The organism is Leptospira bandrabouensis (assembly GCF_004770905.1).
GTDB lineage: Bacteria > Spirochaetota > Leptospiria > Leptospirales > Leptospiraceae > Leptospira_A > Leptospira_A bandrabouensis.
The window spans coordinates 252,394-271,053 of sequence record NZ_RQHT01000014.1; the positions used below are offsets into that span (position 1 = coordinate 252,394).

At 38.1% G+C, this 18,660-nt stretch carries 19 protein-coding genes; 11 read left to right on the forward strand and 8 right to left on the reverse strand.

Annotation, left to right across the window (positions count from 1 at the left end; genetic code table 11):
- Positions 1–16: 16 nt before the first annotated feature.
- From EHR07_RS08315 to EHR07_RS08330, 4 genes are all read left to right on the forward strand, one after another.
- A complete protein-coding gene (locus tag EHR07_RS08315; RefSeq protein WP_135744660.1) occupies positions 17–1,009 on the forward strand; it encodes a helix-turn-helix transcriptional regulator in 993 nt (330 codons plus the stop codon).
- Positions 1,002–2,507, forward strand: coding sequence for a DUF2779 domain-containing protein (locus tag EHR07_RS08320; protein ID WP_135744661.1), 1,506 nt, complete (start codon positions 1,002–1,004; stop codon positions 2,505–2,507). Before EHR07_RS08315 ends, EHR07_RS08320 begins: the two co-directional genes overlap by 8 nt.
- Positions 2,507–3,553, forward strand: coding sequence for an alpha/beta hydrolase (locus EHR07_RS08325; RefSeq protein WP_135744662.1), 1,047 nt, complete (start codon positions 2,507–2,509; stop codon positions 3,551–3,553). The genes EHR07_RS08320 and EHR07_RS08325 overlap by 1 nt, the downstream gene beginning before the upstream one ends.
- Positions 3,554–3,622: 69 nt before the next feature.
- Complete coding sequence (locus tag EHR07_RS08330) at positions 3,623–4,432, forward strand: LIC13212 family protein (RefSeq protein WP_135744663.1); 810 nt, start codon at positions 3,623–3,625, stop codon at positions 4,430–4,432.
- Positions 4,433–4,456: 24 nt separating this feature from the next.
- On the opposite strand, the gene EHR07_RS08335 is transcribed toward EHR07_RS08330, so the two are convergent.
- Both EHR07_RS08335 and EHR07_RS08340 read right to left on the reverse strand, forming a co-directional pair.
- On the reverse strand, positions 4,457–4,684 hold the full coding sequence (locus EHR07_RS08335; protein ID WP_004787397.1) for a hypothetical protein: 228 nt from the start codon (positions 4,682–4,684) through the stop codon (positions 4,457–4,459).
- A complete protein-coding gene (locus EHR07_RS08340) occupies positions 4,681–6,036 on the reverse strand; it encodes an MFS transporter (RefSeq protein WP_167483366.1) in 1,356 nt (451 codons plus the stop codon). Before EHR07_RS08340 ends, EHR07_RS08335 begins: the two co-directional genes overlap by 4 nt.
- A 111-nt stretch (positions 6,037–6,147) precedes the next feature.
- Between EHR07_RS08340 and EHR07_RS08345 the strand changes: the two genes are divergently transcribed.
- From EHR07_RS08345 to lpxD, 4 genes are all read left to right on the forward strand, one after another.
- Positions 6,148–6,345 carry a (2Fe-2S)-binding protein gene (locus tag EHR07_RS08345; protein ID WP_275067091.1) on the forward strand — a complete coding sequence of 66 codons (198 nt, stop codon included), beginning with the start codon at positions 6,148–6,150 and terminating at the stop codon, positions 6,343–6,345.
- Positions 6,342–6,983, forward strand: coding sequence for a RibD family protein (locus tag EHR07_RS08350; RefSeq protein WP_135744666.1), 642 nt, complete (start codon positions 6,342–6,344; stop codon positions 6,981–6,983). Before EHR07_RS08345 ends, EHR07_RS08350 begins: the two co-directional genes overlap by 4 nt.
- Positions 6,984–7,065: 82 nt before the next feature.
- Complete coding sequence (locus tag EHR07_RS08355) at positions 7,066–7,503, forward strand: DoxX family protein (protein WP_135744667.1); 438 nt, start codon at positions 7,066–7,068, stop codon at positions 7,501–7,503.
- A 91-nt stretch (positions 7,504–7,594) separates the two neighbouring features.
- On the forward strand, positions 7,595–8,653 hold the full coding sequence (gene lpxD, locus EHR07_RS08360) for a UDP-3-O-(3-hydroxymyristoyl)glucosamine N-acyltransferase (protein WP_135744668.1): 1,059 nt from the start codon (positions 7,595–7,597) through the stop codon (positions 8,651–8,653).
- A 70-nt stretch (positions 8,654–8,723) separates the two neighbouring features.
- Here lpxD and EHR07_RS08365 read toward each other — a convergent pair whose 3' ends face one another.
- A complete protein-coding gene (locus EHR07_RS08365; RefSeq protein WP_135744669.1) occupies positions 8,724–9,179 on the reverse strand; it encodes an LIC_13241 domain-containing protein in 456 nt (151 codons plus the stop codon).
- Positions 9,180–9,235: 56 nt separating this feature from the next.
- On the reverse strand, positions 9,236–10,096 hold the full coding sequence (gene mazG, locus EHR07_RS08370) for a nucleoside triphosphate pyrophosphohydrolase (RefSeq protein ID WP_135744670.1): 861 nt from the start codon (positions 10,094–10,096) through the stop codon (positions 9,236–9,238).
- Between the two features lie 83 nt (positions 10,097–10,179).
- Here mazG and EHR07_RS08375 point away from each other — a divergent pair, with 83 nt between their 5' ends.
- Entirely contained in the window at positions 10,180–10,692 is a 513-nt protein-coding gene (locus EHR07_RS08375) for a DUF6580 family putative transport protein (protein WP_135744671.1), read from the forward strand.
- A 6-nt stretch (positions 10,693–10,698) separates the two neighbouring features.
- Here EHR07_RS08375 and EHR07_RS08380 read toward each other — a convergent pair whose 3' ends face one another.
- Genes EHR07_RS08380 through EHR07_RS08395 form a run of 4 tightly spaced genes read right to left on the reverse strand, consistent with a single transcriptional unit; the run spans position 10,699 to position 15,629 of the window.
- Positions 10,699–11,649: an alpha-L-glutamate ligase-like protein gene (locus EHR07_RS08380; protein ID WP_135744672.1), complete on the reverse strand. Its 951-nt coding sequence runs from the start codon at positions 11,647–11,649 to the stop codon at positions 10,699–10,701.
- On the reverse strand, positions 11,646–13,232 hold the full coding sequence (locus EHR07_RS08385; RefSeq protein ID WP_135744673.1) for a 7TM domain-containing protein: 1,587 nt from the start codon (positions 13,230–13,232) through the stop codon (positions 11,646–11,648). The genes EHR07_RS08380 and EHR07_RS08385 overlap by 4 nt, the downstream gene beginning before the upstream one ends.
- 1 nt (position 13,233) lies before the next feature.
- Positions 13,234–13,782 carry an ATP-dependent zinc protease family protein gene (locus EHR07_RS08390; protein ID WP_135746230.1) on the reverse strand — a complete coding sequence of 183 codons (549 nt, stop codon included), beginning with the start codon at positions 13,780–13,782 and terminating at the stop codon, positions 13,234–13,236.
- A 38-nt stretch (positions 13,783–13,820) separates the two neighbouring features.
- A complete protein-coding gene (locus tag EHR07_RS08395; protein WP_238777292.1) occupies positions 13,821–15,629 on the reverse strand; it encodes a chloride channel protein in 1,809 nt (602 codons plus the stop codon).
- A gap of 88 nt (positions 15,630–15,717) precedes the next feature.
- Between EHR07_RS08395 and EHR07_RS08400 the strand changes: the two genes are divergently transcribed.
- Both EHR07_RS08400 and EHR07_RS08405 read left to right on the forward strand, forming a co-directional pair.
- On the forward strand, positions 15,718–16,428 hold the full coding sequence (locus tag EHR07_RS08400; RefSeq protein WP_135744674.1) for an LIC10920 family plasminogen-binding lipoprotein: 711 nt from the start codon (positions 15,718–15,720) through the stop codon (positions 16,426–16,428).
- Positions 16,429–16,497: 69 nt separating this feature from the next.
- Positions 16,498–18,657: an ATP-binding protein gene (locus EHR07_RS08405; protein WP_420871228.1), complete on the forward strand. Its 2,160-nt coding sequence runs from the start codon at positions 16,498–16,500 to the stop codon at positions 18,655–18,657.
- Positions 18,658–18,660: the final 3 nt, after the last annotated feature.

Below are 18,660 nucleotides of genomic sequence, written 5' to 3' on the forward strand. Positions count from 1 at the left end.
AACAATTTGGGAAGATATGACTTCTTTTGAAGACTTTCCGATGATTGAAGTGAAAAAAATGAATGAGACGGAAGTCCGCCTCTTTGCCTTACTTTTTAATCTGCTCCGCGAACCCAAAGGAATCAGTTTCCAAAAATTTCGTAATATTATGCCTCGGTTCTACAAAAATGAAGATATAGAATCCGATCGCAAAAAACTCTACCGCGACTTAAACCAACTCAAGAGCCTTGGATTCAATATCAAAGTGGCTCAGTTTGGATACCAATCAGAAGACTATTTTCCTTATTATTTAGAAAAAGAATCAATCAGTAAGTCTCTGCAGTTCACCAAAGAAGAGTTAGAATATCTCTCAAAAGTATTATATAGCCAAGAACCTTCGGCCGAAGGATTTAGTCTTTCCCAGAAACTTTTTTCAAACCATCTGGATCTCCTTCCGAAATTTGCCAAACAACCAAAACAGGATTCGAAATCGGAAGAAGAACCGGACTCGTCCCATACTGAAAAAATCCTACAGGCCATCAAAGACAAAAGAGCACTCACCATCCAATATGGATTTGAATCCAATGAAAGAATCATCGAACCTTATCGATTGGTTCGCAAAAACACCACCGACTTCTATTTATTAGCCTATGATAGAGGAAAAAAATCTTTACGAAGATTCATTTTACCGAGAATCACAGTTAAAAAAGAATCCAAAGAAGAATTTTTATCTAATTTAAAAATCACAAAAGAAGATTTGAACTTTCACCCTTTACAGATCACCAAACACCCGGAGATGGAAATCTCTTTTCAAATAAATCCTGATTATGAAGATCGTTGGAGATTATTTTTAGAAGGTGCCAATTTCGAAAAAACAGGGAACGAATACAAAGTCAAAACAACCAATCAAAATGCACTTTTTCAATTTTTGATTTTATCTCCAGAGGCTCTTGTCTCCACTTCAGAAGTTTGGAAAGAATCATTCCAAACCTATACACAAAATTGGGAAACATTGTATCAATTTGTTTGATTCAGAAGTCACTCCAGTTACCAAATCTCAGTATTTACAATACTTAAGATGTAATAATGCATTTCATTTAATCAGAGAGGGATTGGTACAGAAACCTTCCTCAGCGTCTTTTGGTGGTTATCTGGAATGGGGAGATTTTCTCCAACTTTGTAGAAACCAGTTTCATGATGTGACCACCATCGACAAAACACTAGAGAAAGAAGAAAGTTTCCAAAAAACGGAAACACTAATCCTAAAAAAGAAATCTATCTTTCACGCCCATCTTCGGTTTAAAGAATTTGTTTCCACAGTAGAATATTTAGAATACGACAACGAACAGGAAGGTTGGTTTCTCTGGGATTTTCGACCGATTGGTTCTATCAAACAGGACATCCTTCGTTCTTTTTATTTTTACAAACAAGTGGCAGAAGGAATGTCACTTCGGATCCTTGGATACAAACTCATTCGCATCCAAACAAAATTTGTTTATCCAGGTGGTCCCATCAATCCAGAAGATTACCTACTCGTAGAAGATATCACTCCACGAATGGAATCGGAGATGGGGACTAGAGAAGAAGAATGGAGGTCATTCCAAGAGGAACTAAAAAACACAAAAGAACAATCTGTACGGTATTCTTTTTTAGAGGCAAAACCAAGTTGTCGTTCCTTAAAAACCTGTCTATCTCCAAGTCACTGCGCAAAAGGAAAAGAAACTGCCAAAGAAATCTTTGATTTTCGTGACAGTTCCGAACTAGCCAAACAATGGTTTGCCTCTGGGTACAATTCGTACGATTCTGTTCCCGATTCCGAACTTTCTCCCATCCAAAAAATACAAAAAGAAGCTCATATCACGGGAAATATTCACTTTGATCGAAAATCTTTTGAAGCTTACTTAGTGAATGCGACAAAATCCGTTGCTTTTTTAGATTTTGAATCCATAAACCCTTACATTCCTCTCTATCCACAAACAAGACCCTTCCAACACATTCCGTATTTGTATTCCTTACATATTTGGGATTCTGAAAAGAATACTTTAACACATAAAACCTATTTACACGAAGATATAGGCTCTGACCCCCGTGTTCCTGTTATGTCCCAATTACAAAAGGATTTACCACCAGGGATCACCATATTTTCGTTTAACGATTTCTTTGAAAAACTGATCATCCAGGAGTCTGCCGAAGTTTTTCCAGAGTTTTTAGAGTTTTGGGAGAGAGTCAAATCGATGTTTATCGACCTGGCATTGCCATTTAAAAAACTTTGGATCTACCATCCCGGCCAAAACGGAAAAGCATCCTTAAAGGAAATCCTTCCCTGCTTTAGTACAGAAAGTCACGGAGGCCTTTCCATTCGTGAAGGCCAAGATGCTAACTACCAATATTTAAGATTAATAAAAAAGCAGGTGACAGCCGAAGAAAAAAAACGTGTTCTGGAGGATTTGAAAGCTTACTGCAAATTAGACAGTTACGGTTTGTTTTTAATCTATAGAATGTTACAAGAAAGATTATCGGTTATTTAATGTTAGGTATCAAAAAATCAGTCGCACAACTTGTCTTTTCGTTACCAGAACATTGGATTTCCACTTTGGTAAGAAAGAACAACCAACCGGAAACAAATGAATTGGATCCGCACTGTGCTTTAGCATGTAACATTGCAAGGTTCCTACCTAAAATGGAACAAATGAACCCAGAGAAGGCACGCCGGCATTACCGCGATCAGATGCGGATCTTCGAGGAACCGGAAATTCCCATTCCTCATATCGAAGACAAACTCATTCCTACTCCTAGCGCCTCTTTCATTCCTATCCGAGTCTACAACGCCAACCCACAAAAAAGAAATCTTCCCACCATACTCTTCTTTCACGGCGGTGGACTCACCATTGGGAATCTAGAAACCCATGATAATTTTTGTCGCAAAATGTCTCATTATACAAAGAGCATAGTCATTGCTGTGGATTACCGTTTGGCACCCGAACATCCCTACCCTGCAGCCCATGATGATGTTTGGTTGGCATACCAATATGTAAGAAACACTGTGTACCTTTTTGGTGGCTCACCCAATGCGATAGCTGTTTGTGGGGACAGTGCGGGAGCGTTACTGGCAACCTCCCTTTGCCTCCGAGCCAAAAAAGACAAAGTTCCTGTTCCTGTTTTCCAAGCACTATTATACCCAATGCTTGATACTTCGAAAGAATCTGAAACTTATGAACTTTTTGCGGAACGTTATGTCCTCACACGTTCTCTGATGCGTTGGTTCATCCAAAACTACCTTCCTAACAAAAAAGATAGGTTACTGCCTTATAATTCCCCAGTTTTAGCAGATTCCAAAGAATTGAAAGGCCTTCCTCCTACATATATAGGAATTGCGGGTTATGATCCTTTACGCGAAGAGGGAGAAACATATGCCAAACTCCTGCAATCAGCCGGTGTCAAAGTCGAAGAAAGGTTCTTTTCCTCTCTCATCCACGGGTACATCCAACTCACAGGACTCATCCCCAAGGCCAAAGAAGCAGAAATGGATCTTTTCCAATCTCTCAATCGTTTTTTTTCTACGAGAAAAATCTGACTAAGTCCATTCAAGAATCGACAAGGAAGGATTCGATACTATAAAAGACAGAAATCTCTGAGGTACGTCATGATTCTACGATTCTCCATCGCTCTCTTTTTCCTACTTGGGATTTCGGCTGTATATGCTGAAAAACCTGCTTCTGCTACTTTGAAGGAACGCGAGACCCAAAAACAAATCGATCTTCAAAGAAAAAACGGGTTTGGTGATAACGAAATTGATACCTTACATGCAAACATCATTGGAAACTTACGCAAAATGAAAAAACTCCAAGACTTAGGAGTGGATAAAACAGCAGCACAGTACCTAGCACATACGCCAGAAGAACATAAAGAATTATATAAAAAAGATAAAGATGGTAAACCTTATTTGGAAATTAAACTTCCACAAGGGCAGTCTTACATTGATTATCCGACAGTATTTTTATACGACGGAATCGCATATATTTACCCAAAAGAGGATTTCAGCGATTTAGACAAAATCATTTTAACATTTCGCAGGGTGAACGCAGATGGAACCATCCATGTAAAAGAGATGAGACGACTTGTAAACCCAACTCCTAAATCAGAAGGAACTGAAAAAGATGAAAAGGGAGAAGCAAAGTTAGATACAAACTCAGACATTCGTTTGGAATATTATAGATCACTCACTTCTGATACCATTTGGCCGAATGATCCTGTGCAACCATCAGAACCTGACATTGCAATGGTTCTCAATGATGAAAAAGATCCCCTTCCTTACGATAAACAAAAACATATCATGAGATCTTACAAAAAGATGTTACGAAAAATATCCAAACAAACTGCATTCAAACTCAGAAACATCGAGTTAGATCAAAAACAAATGATTACTAAAATTTTGGATTATAATACGAACTAAAAATTTAAAACAACAAACCAAAATTCAGGTTTGTTGTTTTTCTCTTCGACTAATGAGAAGTTGGGAAATCGTTTGTTCCTCTGTCACATATTTCCTCTTCAAATAAGAAAGTGCGTTGTTGATAAAACGAGGCACTTTTTTTTCTGCATCTAACAAATCCATCTTAGTTAACATTAATTCATCGATGGTTGCCAGAGCCAAATTTCTTTGGCTCTGATGTAATTCAAAATCATCCTCGTCTTCGATTATCATGTTTTTTCTTGGAAACGGTTGGCCGCCTCGACTCCTCTTTCTTCATTCACAAACAAGTTAATTAGCAGTGATAAAAAATAAAAGAAAGCAACTACAAGGAAGGCATTTCTAAGGGTTACTAGTGTTTGGATATAACCAAAAAGAAAAAGTCCCGCTGCTGCTGCAATTTTACCCGAAAGTCCCCACATCCCAAAAAATTCTCCTGACTTGGATTCTGGACTGAAGATACCAACGAGGGCTCGTGATGCTGACTGCGTAGAACCAAGTCCCATTCCCGCAAGAGAAGAGATAAAAACAAAAACCCACTGCACTGTCCAAGTTTTTCCAAGAGTTACATTGGCAAAATTAGTAATGTCATACACAAAATAAATCAATCCACAAGTTACAAGCCAAAGAACAAGAGTTAGGTTAAACGTTTTTTTGGCACCAATACTATCTTGGATCACACCGAACGCAAGAGCACCAATAGCAGCAAAAATTTGAATAAAGATAAACATAGCTTGTTTATGTTCTGCTTGGATATGGATTTCTTGTGATCCATAAATAAAGGCAAAGGAAATCACAATTGCAAGGGCTGCCATTGTAAAAAACAAAGACACAAGATAAATCATCAAATCTTTGAAGTGGCTTGCATCTTTCAGTGTTTGAACTACACGATCCTTTCCAATTTTGAAGTAATTGACATGATGAGAAACACCTAAAGGCAAATGTGGTTCCCTTAAGAAAAGGAATGTAGGAATCGCAGCAACTAAAAAGAAAATCGCTGTGTAAGGTCCCACTAACTTTAAATTTTGAAAATTGTCCAAAGTATAATCGCCAAGAGTTGTCGCAAGAGCCACAGATCCAATCCCGCCGAAGTACCCAATCCCCCAGGCATAACCTGAAATTTTTCCTAGGTCCTCTTTGGATCCGAGGAAGGGCAAAAAGCTAGAGGCAAAGTTTTCACCAGAAGCAAAGAAAAAGTTAGAAAAGGCAACAAGCACCATTCCAAGCCAAATCATACCAGGTTCCACATAATAGAGTAAAAAAGTGGCTGCCACACAACCAATGTAACTTAAGAAAAGAAATAGTTTTTTCTTGGAACTATAATCAGTGATCGCCCCAAAGATGGGTCCAGTGGCTACCACAAATAAATAGGACGCAGCGAGTGCCCAAGCCCAAAGGGAATTTCCCATGCGGTACGGACTGTCCGAAGTCATATCGGCAGGAACAACGAGTCTTGTAAAAATTTCACAATAAACGACGCTGATGATGACGGTGGTGTAAGAAGAGTTCGCAAAATCGAACATACACCATCCAAAAATTTCACGGTTTTTTTTCTTTTTGGCTTCCGGGTTTTTGTCTTTGGACATAGAGGTTGATTGAATTTTCCTTGGTTGAAAGTAATTAAAGAGTTTCCCTCCCTTTCCTAAATCTGTCAAATGATTAGTTCAGGTATGGATCCTTTCGATTTAAATTCCCTAATGAGACCCAAACGGGTCTGTTTATGTCGAATGGTGACGGAAGAAGATTTAGTCCGTGCCATCCATGCGGGCGCCGTAACCATGGAACAAATCAGAGAAAAAACAAGAGCCACTACTGGCTGCGGGACCTGTTCGATGCAGGTCTACCACATCCTCCAGCGCGAATTGCAGAATCTCTCTCGGAGGAAAATTTCATGAAATTATCGATCAATATGGCGATGACCTTGGATGGGAAGGTAGTTCGCCCGGATGGCCGTTGGTATGGCCTTACTTCTAGTGAAGACAAAACCCAGATGGACGTCTACCGGTCCCAATCTGATGCCGTCCTTATTGGAAAAAACTCCATCATCAATGACAATCCCATTGTAAAAATCCGAGCAGTTCCGAATGCACTCAATCCGAGGCCAGTCATCCTTGTCAGAAAGGGCACTCTTCCCCCAGACAAACATGTCTTTGAAGAATCCGATCATATCCCCCTAGTTATCTGCACCAAATCAAACTTAAAAGAAATCAAAACAAGCCTAGAAAACAAAGCTGAGATTTTTGCTTTGGATTCCGACGACATTGATCCCAAAAAAGTCACAGGGATCCTCAAACGAAAAGGTTACAAAAATGTCCTTTTGGAAGGTGGGCCCAAACTCAATTTTTCCTTTTTGGAAGCTGACCTTGTGGACCGCATTTTTCTTACCATCGTTCCTTATATCATTGGAAAAACTGGCCTTCCTGGGATCGCTGACCGCAATTCTGAACTTCCCAACTTTGATAAAAATGGTTGGGTTCTAAAAGACCATTTTACCAAAAGAAACGAAATCTTTCTCGTTTACGAAAAATCTTAAAAAAATTCTAAATTTTGGATTGACCAGTTTCTCCATCATTAAATAGTTTGATATTAAACTATTTAGCAATAAGAGGTTCTCAATGTTTTATAAACTACTCGCAACAAACAAAGACATTACACTCACGATCCTTCGTGTCGTACTTGGTCTTGCCATTTTCCCACACGGAGCACAAAAAGTTTTAGGTGCTTTCGGTGGATACGGATTCGAAGGAACAATGGGATTTTTCTCTAGTTTAGGGATCCCTTACTTCTTTGGTCTTCTTGCTATCATTGCGGAATTTTTTGGAGCGATTGGTCTTATCCTTGGACTCTTCACTCGTCTTGCAGCGTTTGGAATTGCTGTAACTATGATCGTGGCAGCAGTGCTTGTACACTTGCCAAATGGTTTCTTTGTTAACAATAACGGTTATGGTTATGAATACCACATCCTAGCTGTAGGCATTGCACTTCCATTAATCATCAAAGGCGCTGGTTCGTTCTCTTTAGATGATTTCCTTGCACATAAAATCGAAGGATAATAGAAAAATCATGACTAAGACTATCTAATAGTGTTAGCCAAACTTTCACCTCTCTGATTCCTTGTCTTAAACCATCGATAAGGAATCGGAGATGCAAACACTCAACCTATCTACTCTCCAATCATTACTCCCAGAAGCAAAGTTTCAAAATACAGAAAGTATCGTTTCTCTTTCTTTTACCGGACTCACTTCTCTTTCTTTAGCCAGTACAACTGACATTTCCTTTGTTGCCTCAAAGACATTTGTGAACGAAGCGAAAACCTCAAAAGCTCCCGTACTCATTGTATCTTCTGATATAGCTGATGCAATCCCGGACAAAGCTCTTATCATTGTTCCTAAAGTAGAACTAAGCACGGCAAAAATCATCCGCCAATTTTTTCCAGAAAAACAACCTTCAGGAAAACATAGCACACATGTTTTCATCGATCCTACCGCCAAAATTGGATCGAACACGGATATCGGACATTTTGTAACCATTGGAAAAAACTCTGTCATTGGTAATGACTGCATCATCGAAGATGGAGTCAAAATCGGTGACAATGTTCGCATAGGTGATGGTGCAAGGATTGGAAAAAACTGTGTGTTCTTTGACGATACAATCATCGGAAAACGTTTTATCGTATTTGGTAATTCAAGTTTTGGTGGGGATGGATTTGGATTTGTTTTTGCTGAAGGCAGACATAACAAAATCCCACAAGTAGGTCGCGTAGTGATTGGCGATGATGTGGAAGTTGGAAGTAACTGCACCATCGATCGAGGAGCACTCACTGACACAACCATTGGTAACGGTTGTAAATTTGATAATATGGTCCATATTGCTCACAACTGTAAGGTAGGAGACCATGTGATTATTGCGGGTCAATCCGGTCTTGCGGGAAGTGTAACACTCGGAAATCATGTAATTATCGGCGGTGCCTGTGCCATCAGTGACCATATAACACTCATTGAAGGAACCATCATTGCTGGAGGAACAAGTTTACGAACTTCACCGAAAACAAAGGATGTATATGTAGGTTGGGACTTAGGTCTTACCTTCCCTGAATTTCAAAAGTATCGTGTGAATATCAAAAACATTGTGAATTTAAACAAATGGTTAAAACGCATTGAAAACATTGAAAAAAAAGTAGGAATTGAATCGAAGGAATCTTAATTAAATTCCCCAAGGAAAGATTTTTAGAAACTTATACTTTCCTCAATCTTACAGATTTCCAATCTTATATTTAAGAAATCGAATCCAAATACAATTGGATTCGATTTTGGATCTCCACAAGAATGGATGGATCGGGAAAGGGAATTGGATTTCCTTCTGGGTCTGTCCAGTGAAACCCACCTCCTTCTTTTTTCCGAAGACTTAAATAAAAAATGGGAGCCGGATTCCTTCGGTTTCCTTCTGATCCACCTAACCTCAGTGTTACGGAACCCATATCCGAAACCACCCATTCAAAGATCTGTCCCATCTGTTCTGTCTTCCAACGAATGGGAAATTCCATGGATTCGTTGTTTTCCCATTGTTCCATTACATCCAGGTTATCTTTATCTATTAGTGGATTGTCATTTGGCACTTGGTTTGAAGGATTAGGTATTTCTATTTTTGGAAATTGTGAAACCAACCAATGAAATACACGAAGGGATTCTTCTCTTAAAAATGGTAAATCGTTTAAGTCAATTGAGTTCATGGTTTGTTTTTTCTATTTTCGATATTGTTTTATACTAAAAGATATTTGTGAAACCGTCATCGGGATTCTTTTTTTGTTTCTTCTTTTAACTGTAACTTCGCTTTGTCCCAAAACTGGTCTAGTTCTGCCAGGGAATAATCTTTCAAAGTTTTTCCCGTTTCTTCCACGAATGATTCTACAATACGAAATCGAGTTTCAAATTTTTCATTGGCACGACGAAGGCAAGTTTCTGGATCAATCGAAAGTTTGCGAGATAAATTGACGAGTAAAAAGAAAAGATCACCTAACTCGTCTTCGACACGTTCATCATAAGGTAATTTTTTAGAACTAAGGGATCCTTTCGTTTGGAGTTCTGTATCTAGTTCTTTGATTTCTTCTTGGAACTTTTCAAACACGCCCGAAACAGTAGGCCAATCAAACCCCTGTTTTGTGACCTTACTTTGAATTTTTTCAGATCGTTGGATGGCGGGCAGGGCTTTTGGAATCCCGGCAAGAATACTTTTATCGGAATCAGTGTTTCCCTTTTTTTCTTTTTCTTTTTGTTTTAACTGATCCCACTGAGTCAGCACCTGTTCCCCAGAATTGATTCCTTCTTTGGTCCCGTAAACATGGGGATGGCGAAACACTAATTTTTGAAATACATCGTTGGCCACATCTTGGAACTCGAAGGCTCCCCTCTCTTTGGCCAGTTGGCTGTGGAAGGTGATCTGAAAAAGTAGATCACCCAACTCTTCTTTTAAGTGGTTGTCGTCTCCCCTTTCAATTGTATCTACAACTTCATAGGTTTCTTCGAGTAAATGGGGGATGACGGAAAGATGGGTCTGTTCTTTGTCCCAAGGACAACCTTCCGGGCTTCGCAAATCAGCCGTCAATGCCAGTAGGTTTTCCAAGGGTGAATCAAAATTAGGAGGGTTCACTGATTGTATTTTTCCCGAACCTTGCGGGAAGCAAACGGAAATTTTATCTTGCGAAAGGCCCCCCCCTTTACGAGTCTATCCCTATGTTCCAATCTCGTGTCTTCGTTGCCATCCTTATGGTGATCGCTACTGTCATCAGCCGTATCCTACCTCACCCACCGAATTTTACGCCCATTTTGGCCGTTTCTTTGTTTTCGGGTGCCTATTTGGCAGACAGACGAATTGCTCTTTTTGTTCCCATCTTAGCGATGTTCGTTTCCGATTATTTCATCGGGTTTCACGACTTAATGCCTGTGATTTACGGATTTATGATTCTTGCCGTCCTATTCGGAAAACAAATTGGATCCTCTTTACAAAAATCCTTTGGGTTCACAGTAGTTGGATCGGTAGCTTTTTTTGTTCTTACCAACTTTGCGGTTTGGGCAACGAGCGGAATGTATACTTTAGACGTTTCGGGACTTGTGACTTGTTTTACACTCGCCATTCCTTTTTTCCAAAACTCAATGGCAGGTGATTTAGTATATTCTGGAATCCTATTTGGATCCATGGCGTTTCTCAATCGCACAGTATTTGTTACTGCAAAACAAAACGCATAGTTTCTTTTACAATTCTTGAAACATTCGGTGGACACGTGTCTTTGGACCATCCGCCGAATTTTTGATTCTCTCCACCAAACGCAAACGATCCAATAGACCCATTCGATTCGCAATCTGAATTCCAAGACCTGGTCTTGCATTCATTTCAAGTAGCAGTGGCCCGCGCAATTCATCGAGAACAATATCCACACCTAAATATCCAAGACCGGACATATCGTAACAACGAGAAGCCATTTCCAAAATAGTTTCCCAATGAGGAATCACCCTTCCACTTAATGTTTGTTTTGTGTCCGGATGTTGGTAAACCATTTTATCATTACAAACAGAATGGGTGAGAGTTCCGGTATGAAGGTCAACACCAACACCGAGTGCCCCTTGGTGGAGATTGGCTCTTCCACCCGATTCTTTTGTTGGCAAACGTAACATAGCCATCACAGGATATCCTAAAAAGACAATCACTCGGATGTCAGGAATTCCACGAAAGGAAATCTCACGAAAGAAGGAATGGCATTCTAATCTTTCTTGTAATACACAAGAATCGGAGTTGCCATCCAAAGAATATAGTCCGGATAAAATTCCGGAGATATGGTGGTATAATTCTTTTTCGGTTATTTTCTTTTCGTCTGCCTTATGAAAAAGAACAGATCCGTTCTCAGCTTTCGATTCACCAGTAATGACAAGAATTCCATTCCCCATACCACCGTTAGCTGGTTTGACAACAAATCCAGGCTTTCCTTGGATCAGTTCCCCAGTACCTCGAATACCACCAAAAGTATCTACAAGTCCATAATGGTATGGCATGGGCACATGAAACTGCCTGGCAAGTTCTGCCGTTTTCCATTTATCATCCACTAAAGGATAATATTCTCTTGCATTGTAAGGTAAAATGTATTCGCCGATTCTTCGATTGATTCCAAGAATTCCCTCTTCTTCAAACTTCTTAAAAAGGGAAATCATGATTTAAAAATTTCCTTAAACCTAAAAAGTTCAGAAATTCGATACCCTTTGTATTGCCCAAGGAGAATTTGAATGGCAATTACAATGAACAAAAGTTCTGGATGAGTGAAAAAGAGAATTTGTAATGATCCAAAAAAGAAAATCATATAACTGATCAGTGCGATGAGCAAAGTTCCTGCAAGTGTCACAAAGGTATGAAAAATTCCTTCTTCGATGATCATAATTGAAAATCGTTCCACAAAAATCGTTGTGATGACAATCGGGAATAAAGTCACACTCATTTGATTAAAAAAAGAAATTTCTTCATTCAAAATGGAAAATAAGATTAATGTAATTACGGTAATAGTCAGGAGAATCGAGAGTCTTGGAACAGCTAATAAATAATATTTATCCAAAGCATATCTTTCGAAAAACCCAAGACCAATCATCAAAAGAAAAAAACAAATCCCAAAAAGGAGATTGGTTTCATAAAAAAACATAGCAAGTAATATCGGTGTAAAAATTCCAAAAGTAGGAATCCCAATCATATTCCTTGCTACAGATAACACCAAAGCACCTATCGGAATCAAAATGACCAAACGGAATAAATTTTGTAATGGCGTAGGCAAACTATACAAAGAATAATACCTGAGGAAACTATTACTTGAGGCTACTTCCTCACTATATTCCTTAAAATTATAACGATTTACGTTTGATTTTGTTATATAAGCCGTATAACGGAACGTAGCTGGATCTTCCCCAAGAGATCTTTTTTCTTCTACCGATTTCCATAACGGGAGGTAACCATCTACATGTCGGGCAAATATATTTTTATATGTAGAAACAAAATACCATTTACCATGAATTCGAATTTCATTCCAAAAACTAAGTTTTACTTTATTGTCTTTGGAATTCTGTTTTGATAAATCAAATCCGGCAACGGTTCTGGCTTGTATTCCTTTCATACGACAAAGTAGTGAGAACAACATCGCTTGTGTATAAGCACTTCCATTATTTAATCGTATCGTATCGGCAAGTGTGATATCTTTGGATGTATTTAAAACTTCTTCTGAAATAAAATAATAAATCTGTTTGGCTGCAGCGACGTTATCTCTATCATAAGGATGGATTTGTTCAAAGAGTTTTTTCCCTAATCGAATTTCTTCTGAAGAAAAGTTTTTTAAAGAAAGGTAATAAGGCTCTTTTCCCAATTGTTTTTCATTTGTCTGCTGAATTTCTGGTTCTGGGTTTGTATGTGTATAAGGTAAAATTTTGATCTTTGCATAATATCCAATCGATGAATTCCAATCTTCTCCTTCCCAAATACCTAAGTGGCCATATTGTTTTTTTTGCAGACGAAAATCTAAATCTTCCACCTTCGTATTGGATTTAAGAACTCTGGATTGGATAAATTGTTTAGGTATCGGAAAAGTCACTTCAGAAACAGCAACGTTTTCTTTAGGAAGAATCACCACCTGTAAATTGACTGTGTCATCGACTTCGACAGGAAGTAAGGAAAGTTCAGCAACATTTAGTTTATAGAGTATCGATACAATTGGCAAGATGAAAAGGATCGAGACTGTAATTAAAGTTTTTCGATCCAAACTAATCCCCTAACGCATGTGACAGAGATACATCTACAAGAAACTTACCCATAAGATAATTTCTGCCAATGAGGATAGGATAAGTAAGATTGGTTCTATCATTTAAATTGATAATTACCTCTTCTTTGTATTTACCCATTTTCATCATTTCGCTAATGATAATCCGATTTTCGGAAACACCAGACGTACTTGTTACTTTTGCTTCTTTGACAAATTTACTTTTTAATCGAACAGGTTTTTCATCGACAAAGGTATCAAACAAAACAAATACCTCTCCATTTTCAGTGACCTTTTCAATATTGACTGCGTGGATGGAACATGATTTTGCTCCCGTATCAACTCTTGCTCGTAGTTTGAGTTTCCAATTGGGAAATTCTACCCATTCCACCCGACCAATGATTGGTTTTAAATATTGAGGAGGAATGACAATCGGCTTGATATGTGAGTCAGGTTTTTTCTCGATAATTTGTTTGGATCCAAAACAGTTTATAAATAATAATAAATGTCCCAAAATAAAAAAGGATAATAAAAATCGAAATAAATGTAACATTAGAGTTTGCTTTTGTTTTACCAATTGACCAAAGAATTTCATACTGATTTTCGCTGTTTATTTTTCACTTCATTTTGATAGGCATTGAATAAATCAATATACCTCAAATAACCCAGACATTTACCATCTTCAACAATTGCGAGTTTGTCGACATCATATTCTAATAGAATTTGAAGTGCCTTGCCTAATGTATCATTTGTGCAAACAGAAGGAACATCTTGCACAATTTCTCCGCACGTGATCAAGTTTTTTAAATCGTCTTCAAATTCTGGAAGGATTCTATTTTTCCTAAGTGATACAATACCTTTGTATTCTTCCCCTGCCCCAATCAGAATAAAATCACTGGCCTGAATTCCAGGAGCATTCGATTGTAATTCCGTTAAGGAAAGGTTTTCAGAAACCATCGCATATTTTCTAAATTCCGAAAAATGATCTCGGATCCGTATTCGATCCATAATGTCTTGGTTCATATCCCAATGGTGAGATGGAGATAAAAACCTATTTTTGATTTGGTTTCGATAAATAGATGTTTTGTGGGACAAAACAACAGCAATGACTGAGACAATCATAAGCGGCGGTAAAAGTTCATAACTTCCAATCATATCACAAACCATAATCATACCAGCAATCGGAGCCCTTGCCACACCTGCAAAAAAAGACCCCATCCCCACTAACAAAAAGGGAAAAATGATGATTCCAAGTTCAGGGAATAATACTTGTGCCATTGATCCCACAAATGCACCTAACATACCTCCAATGGCAAAAGATGGTCCAAGTAAACCTCCAGAACCTCCTGAACCAACTGTTAGTGAAGTAGAAAACACTTTAAATAGTGCCACTGCCAGAAGGAAAAATGGTCCTGAAAAACCAAAACTTGTAGATTCTAAAACTTCACCGTTGATCATTCTTTGGATGAGCCCAAATCCAGTACCCAAAACTTCAGGAAAAAGAAAGGCAATACAACCTACTAGAAGTCCACCAAACGCTGGTTTCAAAAAATTTGGCAATGGAAGTTTGGAAAAAACATCCTGGATATTATGATATACTTTTACAAAAAAGTATCCCACCACATAACAAAGAAGTCCAAGTATAATGTATAATGGAATGTGCCGATAGTCATTCAGGCTATATTCTTGTACAGAAAACAGAGACCCACTTCCCGCAATACTTATATAAGTTAGATAAGCGGTAACAGAAGATAAAATACAAGGAACAAGAGAATCACTTTCTATATCTTCTTGGTAAACCATTTCTACAGCTGTGATGGCTCCACCGAGTGGTGCGCGAAAAATGGCACCAAGCCCTCCCGCTGTTCCCGCAAGCATCAAGGTCCTTCTTGCTCTGGCACCAGCACCTAAAAATCCAGCCAAACTGGAACCGAAACCTGCACCTATTTGAGCCGTTGGCCCCTCTTTTCCCCCAGACCCACCGGAACCTAACGTGAGTATGGTGGCAATAACTTTAAAAAACGGAACTTTTGTTTGGATCTTTCCTTCATTAAAATGAAATGCATAAATTAAAGAATCGGTTCCACCACCTTGTGCTTCTGCGCAGAAAAAACTAGTAACGATACCGACAAGAAGTCCACCAAACGCAGGTAAAAACAAAATCCAAAGTGGGGAGAGAGAACTTACGTAACCCGTGGAATGAAAATTGGAATCTCCTGTGGGGATTCCTGGATCATACCCCATAAGGTTCCCAAAAGTAAACGATTCTGTCCAAGTGAGAGCCCAGTTAAATCCGTAAGCACCGAATCCCGAAAGAAGGCCAATCAATAGAGAATAGACATAAATCGAACGCGGTCCCTGGATCGAAAACACTCCCTTTAGACCGATTTTTGTACCCATAGGGCAAGGTTGTATTTTCCTCTAAATTTCCCAAGGAAATTCTGAATCCTCTTGACCAGGGAATGAATTCCTGTGACGATTGGATGGTATGTTCCGAACCATCGTTATTTTTTTCGCATTTTCCTCCATTTTTGTTACATGTGGCCTAAAAAATGAAAACAAAGCGGAAATCACGATTTTACCAGAAGGCGAACCTTCCCTTTACTTTTTGGGGGAGGTCGATAATGATGTGACAACCAGTTGCGGCCAAGCCACTCCAGCAACTACGACAACTACCGGTACTGGAACAACAACGGGAACCACTGGAACCACTACCGGAAATTCCAATAACACGCGTTTTACTGTCATTTCTCAATTAATTTTCAAAACAAAAGAAACACTGAACCTACGTTTCACTTACGACAGCACACAAATCCAAGGTAAAATTGATCCACAACAAGGGTTTGTTCTTGCCGGTGGTCTTTTTGGAAGGACAGTTCAAGGAACACAAGGAACTGTCGAGTGGTTTAACCAGGGGATCAATATTGATACAGCAATCCAAAGTGCACAACAGATTTCTTTTTTTAATTTAGAAATTACTTTGAATGGAACTTACAGCACTACTACTACATCCACTACATCTATATTGAATTCTTGTAATACTCTAGATAGTGTTAACTGCACATCAGGTACTTCCTCAACACAATGTTTTACATCTGATAACAGAACTTGTTTAGTCCAAAATACAAATACGGATGCAAAGTCTGTGATCATTCGCGGTACATTAAAATGTAACGCGCCAAATATTGTACCACAATAAAAATCCAAAGAACGATCGATAAGATTGTATCAGATAATACTTTGCCTTTTATTACTTCCCCTTTCCCTTATGGCGGAAGGAAATGAAGGGCTTTGGCATTTAGGAACAAATCCAAAAACAAAACTAACAGAGCTTAACCCCAAAGACAACAGTTCTCATTTTTATTTTGGATTCACCAAAGAAAGTCACTACTATTTAATCAACTTTGAAGAAAGTTCCTCCCGATACTTTCATTTCGAAAATGGAATGATATCCGAACTGGATTGTGAGTTATACAAAGACGGGAAAAAAGTCTCTGAAATCAAAACAGGTCTTGTTAGGAAAAAACTTCCTGAAGTATCCTTTACAGGCGGCTTTGTTTTTCCCGCAAAAGAAAAAGGAACTTACTTAATTCGAATCCAATCCGAAGACACACACCGAATCAATTTTCGCATCCAAGATGAATTCAGTTTACTTAAATTTACAAAATCCATTTCTCTCTGGCAAGGGTTCTACTTTGGGTTATGTATTTTGGTTTGCCTACTCTCCGCAACACAGTATATCATTTTAAGAGAGCGAGTTTATCTTTTACTAACTTTTGCTACCATGTCCATTCTCTTTACAAATGTTTTGAGATCGGGACTATTTTACGAATACGGGTTTAGTGATTGTGAATGGTTTTATAGATATGTACCTGGACTCGTTTCATTAAGCCCTTTTGGTTTGGTTCTTTTTCTTAGAGAGTTCTTACAAACAAAACAGAAATATCCGAATGCAGACAAATATATAGTTTCTTATGCCTACTTTTTAATTCTGTCTATTTTCATCGTATTTATTGATCTTCAACTTTACTTTCGATTTATATATGCGAATAGTCTAATGTTTTCAACCTTCAATTTTGGTTATGCCATTTACTGCATGATCAAAAGAAAAGAAAACGCAAATGTTTTGTTTTATGCATTCCTTGTGAGACAGATCAGTACCACTTTATTAATTTTTGCAAACCTCGGTTATTTACCTTCTTTTCCATTCTTAAGTTCTGCAAATGAAATTGGTGCAGCCGTTCAGATGACAATTTTTACAATTGCGATTTCTAAATTTCAAATCCAAAACCGTATCAAAAAAGAACAAACTGTAACTAAAGAAAACGAAGAATTAGAAACTATGGTTTTGGAGAGAACCAAAGAGATACAAACACAAAAAGAAAAATTAGAAAAGGCATTATTACAAATCAGTCATACAGAAAACCAATTGGTATTTTCTGAAAAGATGTCTGAGTTGGGGAAATTAGTCGCGGGTGTTGCCCATGAGATCAACAATCCTCTTAGTGCGATCAAAGCATCTATTGAAACGTTAATTGAATCTAAAGACAATGAAATTAAGAATTTAGGATCCAAAGAAAATATCTATTCTTCGCTGAAGCCAACTGAACTAAAAACCCTTCGAAAAATGCTCACCTACCAATCCGATTTTGGATTAGTCGCAAGTTACACAGAACGAAAGGAAAAAAAAGCGATTCTTAAAAAAAACTGCAAAGACAATGATTTAGAATTCGAAGATGCCATATTAGAAAGATTTTTAGATGTAGGGATAACGAAATTATATGATGAAGAAATTGCTCTACTAAAAATTGGACAAGAAAAACTATCTAACTTAATTTTAGAGGAAAAAAATTTCAAACTCCATCTATCTATCATACAAATTGCAGTCGACCGATCTTCGAAAATCATACTCGCGCTAAAAAACTTTTCTCGGGTCACAAAAGTCGAGGAAAGAAGAATTTTCACTCTACTTGAAAATATCGAAACCGTTCTTACAATTTATCAATATAAAATGCGGGGAAAAGTTTCCCTAAAAAAAACCTTTTTAACAGATGCAACCATTCTCGGTTGGCCAGAAGATTTAATTCGTGTATGGACCAATTTAATTTTAAACGGATTAGAGGCCATGAATCAAAAGGGAAACCTTATGATCACTACCGAAAAACAAGGAAGTTTGGTTGAAGTCAAAGTGATTGATAATGGTCCAGGTATTCCGCTAGAGATTCAAAACAAAATCTTTGAACCTTTTTTCACCACCAAAAATCATGGAGATGGAACAGGAATGGGTTTAGGAATCACAAAATCAATTATAGAAAAACACAAAGGAAATATCTATATAGAATCAGAACCTGGAAGGACTTGTTTCTCGATTCAATTGCCAGTCATCGAATTCATAGACCCAAACGAACCTTTTGTTGAAGAATCTTAAAGC

What these genes read in the sequence shown, in the direction of transcription:
- lpxD (WP_135744668.1), top strand. Translation starts at nt 7,595, where the DNA reads ATGCAAACACTCAACCTATCTACTCTCCAATCATTACTCCCAGAAGCA.
- EHR07_RS08395 (WP_238777292.1), bottom strand. Translation starts at nt 15,629, where the DNA reads ATGGGTACAAAAATCGGTCTAAAGGGAGTGTTTTCGATCCAGGGACCG.
- EHR07_RS08365 (WP_135744669.1), bottom strand. Translation starts at nt 9,179, where the DNA reads ATGAACTCAATTGACTTAAACGATTTACCATTTTTAAGAGAAGAATCC.
- EHR07_RS08345 (WP_275067091.1), top strand. Translation starts at nt 6,148, where the DNA reads ATGAGACCCAAACGGGTCTGTTTATGTCGAATGGTGACGGAAGAAGAT.
- EHR07_RS08405 (WP_420871228.1), top strand. Translation starts at nt 16,498, where the DNA reads ATGGCGGAAGGAAATGAAGGGCTTTGGCATTTAGGAACAAATCCAAAA.
- EHR07_RS08400 (WP_135744674.1), top strand. Translation starts at nt 15,718, where the DNA reads ATGTTCCGAACCATCGTTATTTTTTTCGCATTTTCCTCCATTTTTGTT.
- EHR07_RS08340 (WP_167483366.1), bottom strand. Translation starts at nt 6,036, where the DNA reads ATGTCCAAAGACAAAAACCCGGAAGCCAAAAAGAAAAAAAACCGTGAA.
- EHR07_RS08350 (WP_135744666.1), top strand. Translation starts at nt 6,342, where the DNA reads ATGAAATTATCGATCAATATGGCGATGACCTTGGATGGGAAGGTAGTT.
- EHR07_RS08380 (WP_135744672.1), bottom strand. Translation starts at nt 11,649, where the DNA reads ATGATTTCCCTTTTTAAGAAGTTTGAAGAAGAGGGAATTCTTGGAATC.
- EHR07_RS08390 (WP_135746230.1), bottom strand. Translation starts at nt 13,782, where the DNA reads ATGTTACATTTATTTCGATTTTTATTATCCTTTTTTATTTTGGGACAT.
- EHR07_RS08315 (WP_135744660.1), top strand. Translation starts at nt 17, where the DNA reads ATGACTTCTTTTGAAGACTTTCCGATGATTGAAGTGAAAAAAATGAAT.
- EHR07_RS08375 (WP_135744671.1), top strand. Translation starts at nt 10,180, where the DNA reads ATGTTCCAATCTCGTGTCTTCGTTGCCATCCTTATGGTGATCGCTACT.
- EHR07_RS08355 (WP_135744667.1), top strand. Translation starts at nt 7,066, where the DNA reads ATGTTTTATAAACTACTCGCAACAAACAAAGACATTACACTCACGATC.
- EHR07_RS08335 (WP_004787397.1), bottom strand. Translation starts at nt 4,684, where the DNA reads ATGATAATCGAAGACGAGGATGATTTTGAATTACATCAGAGCCAAAGA.
- EHR07_RS08325 (WP_135744662.1), top strand. Translation starts at nt 2,507, where the DNA reads ATGTTAGGTATCAAAAAATCAGTCGCACAACTTGTCTTTTCGTTACCA.
- EHR07_RS08330 (WP_135744663.1), top strand. Translation starts at nt 3,623, where the DNA reads ATGATTCTACGATTCTCCATCGCTCTCTTTTTCCTACTTGGGATTTCG.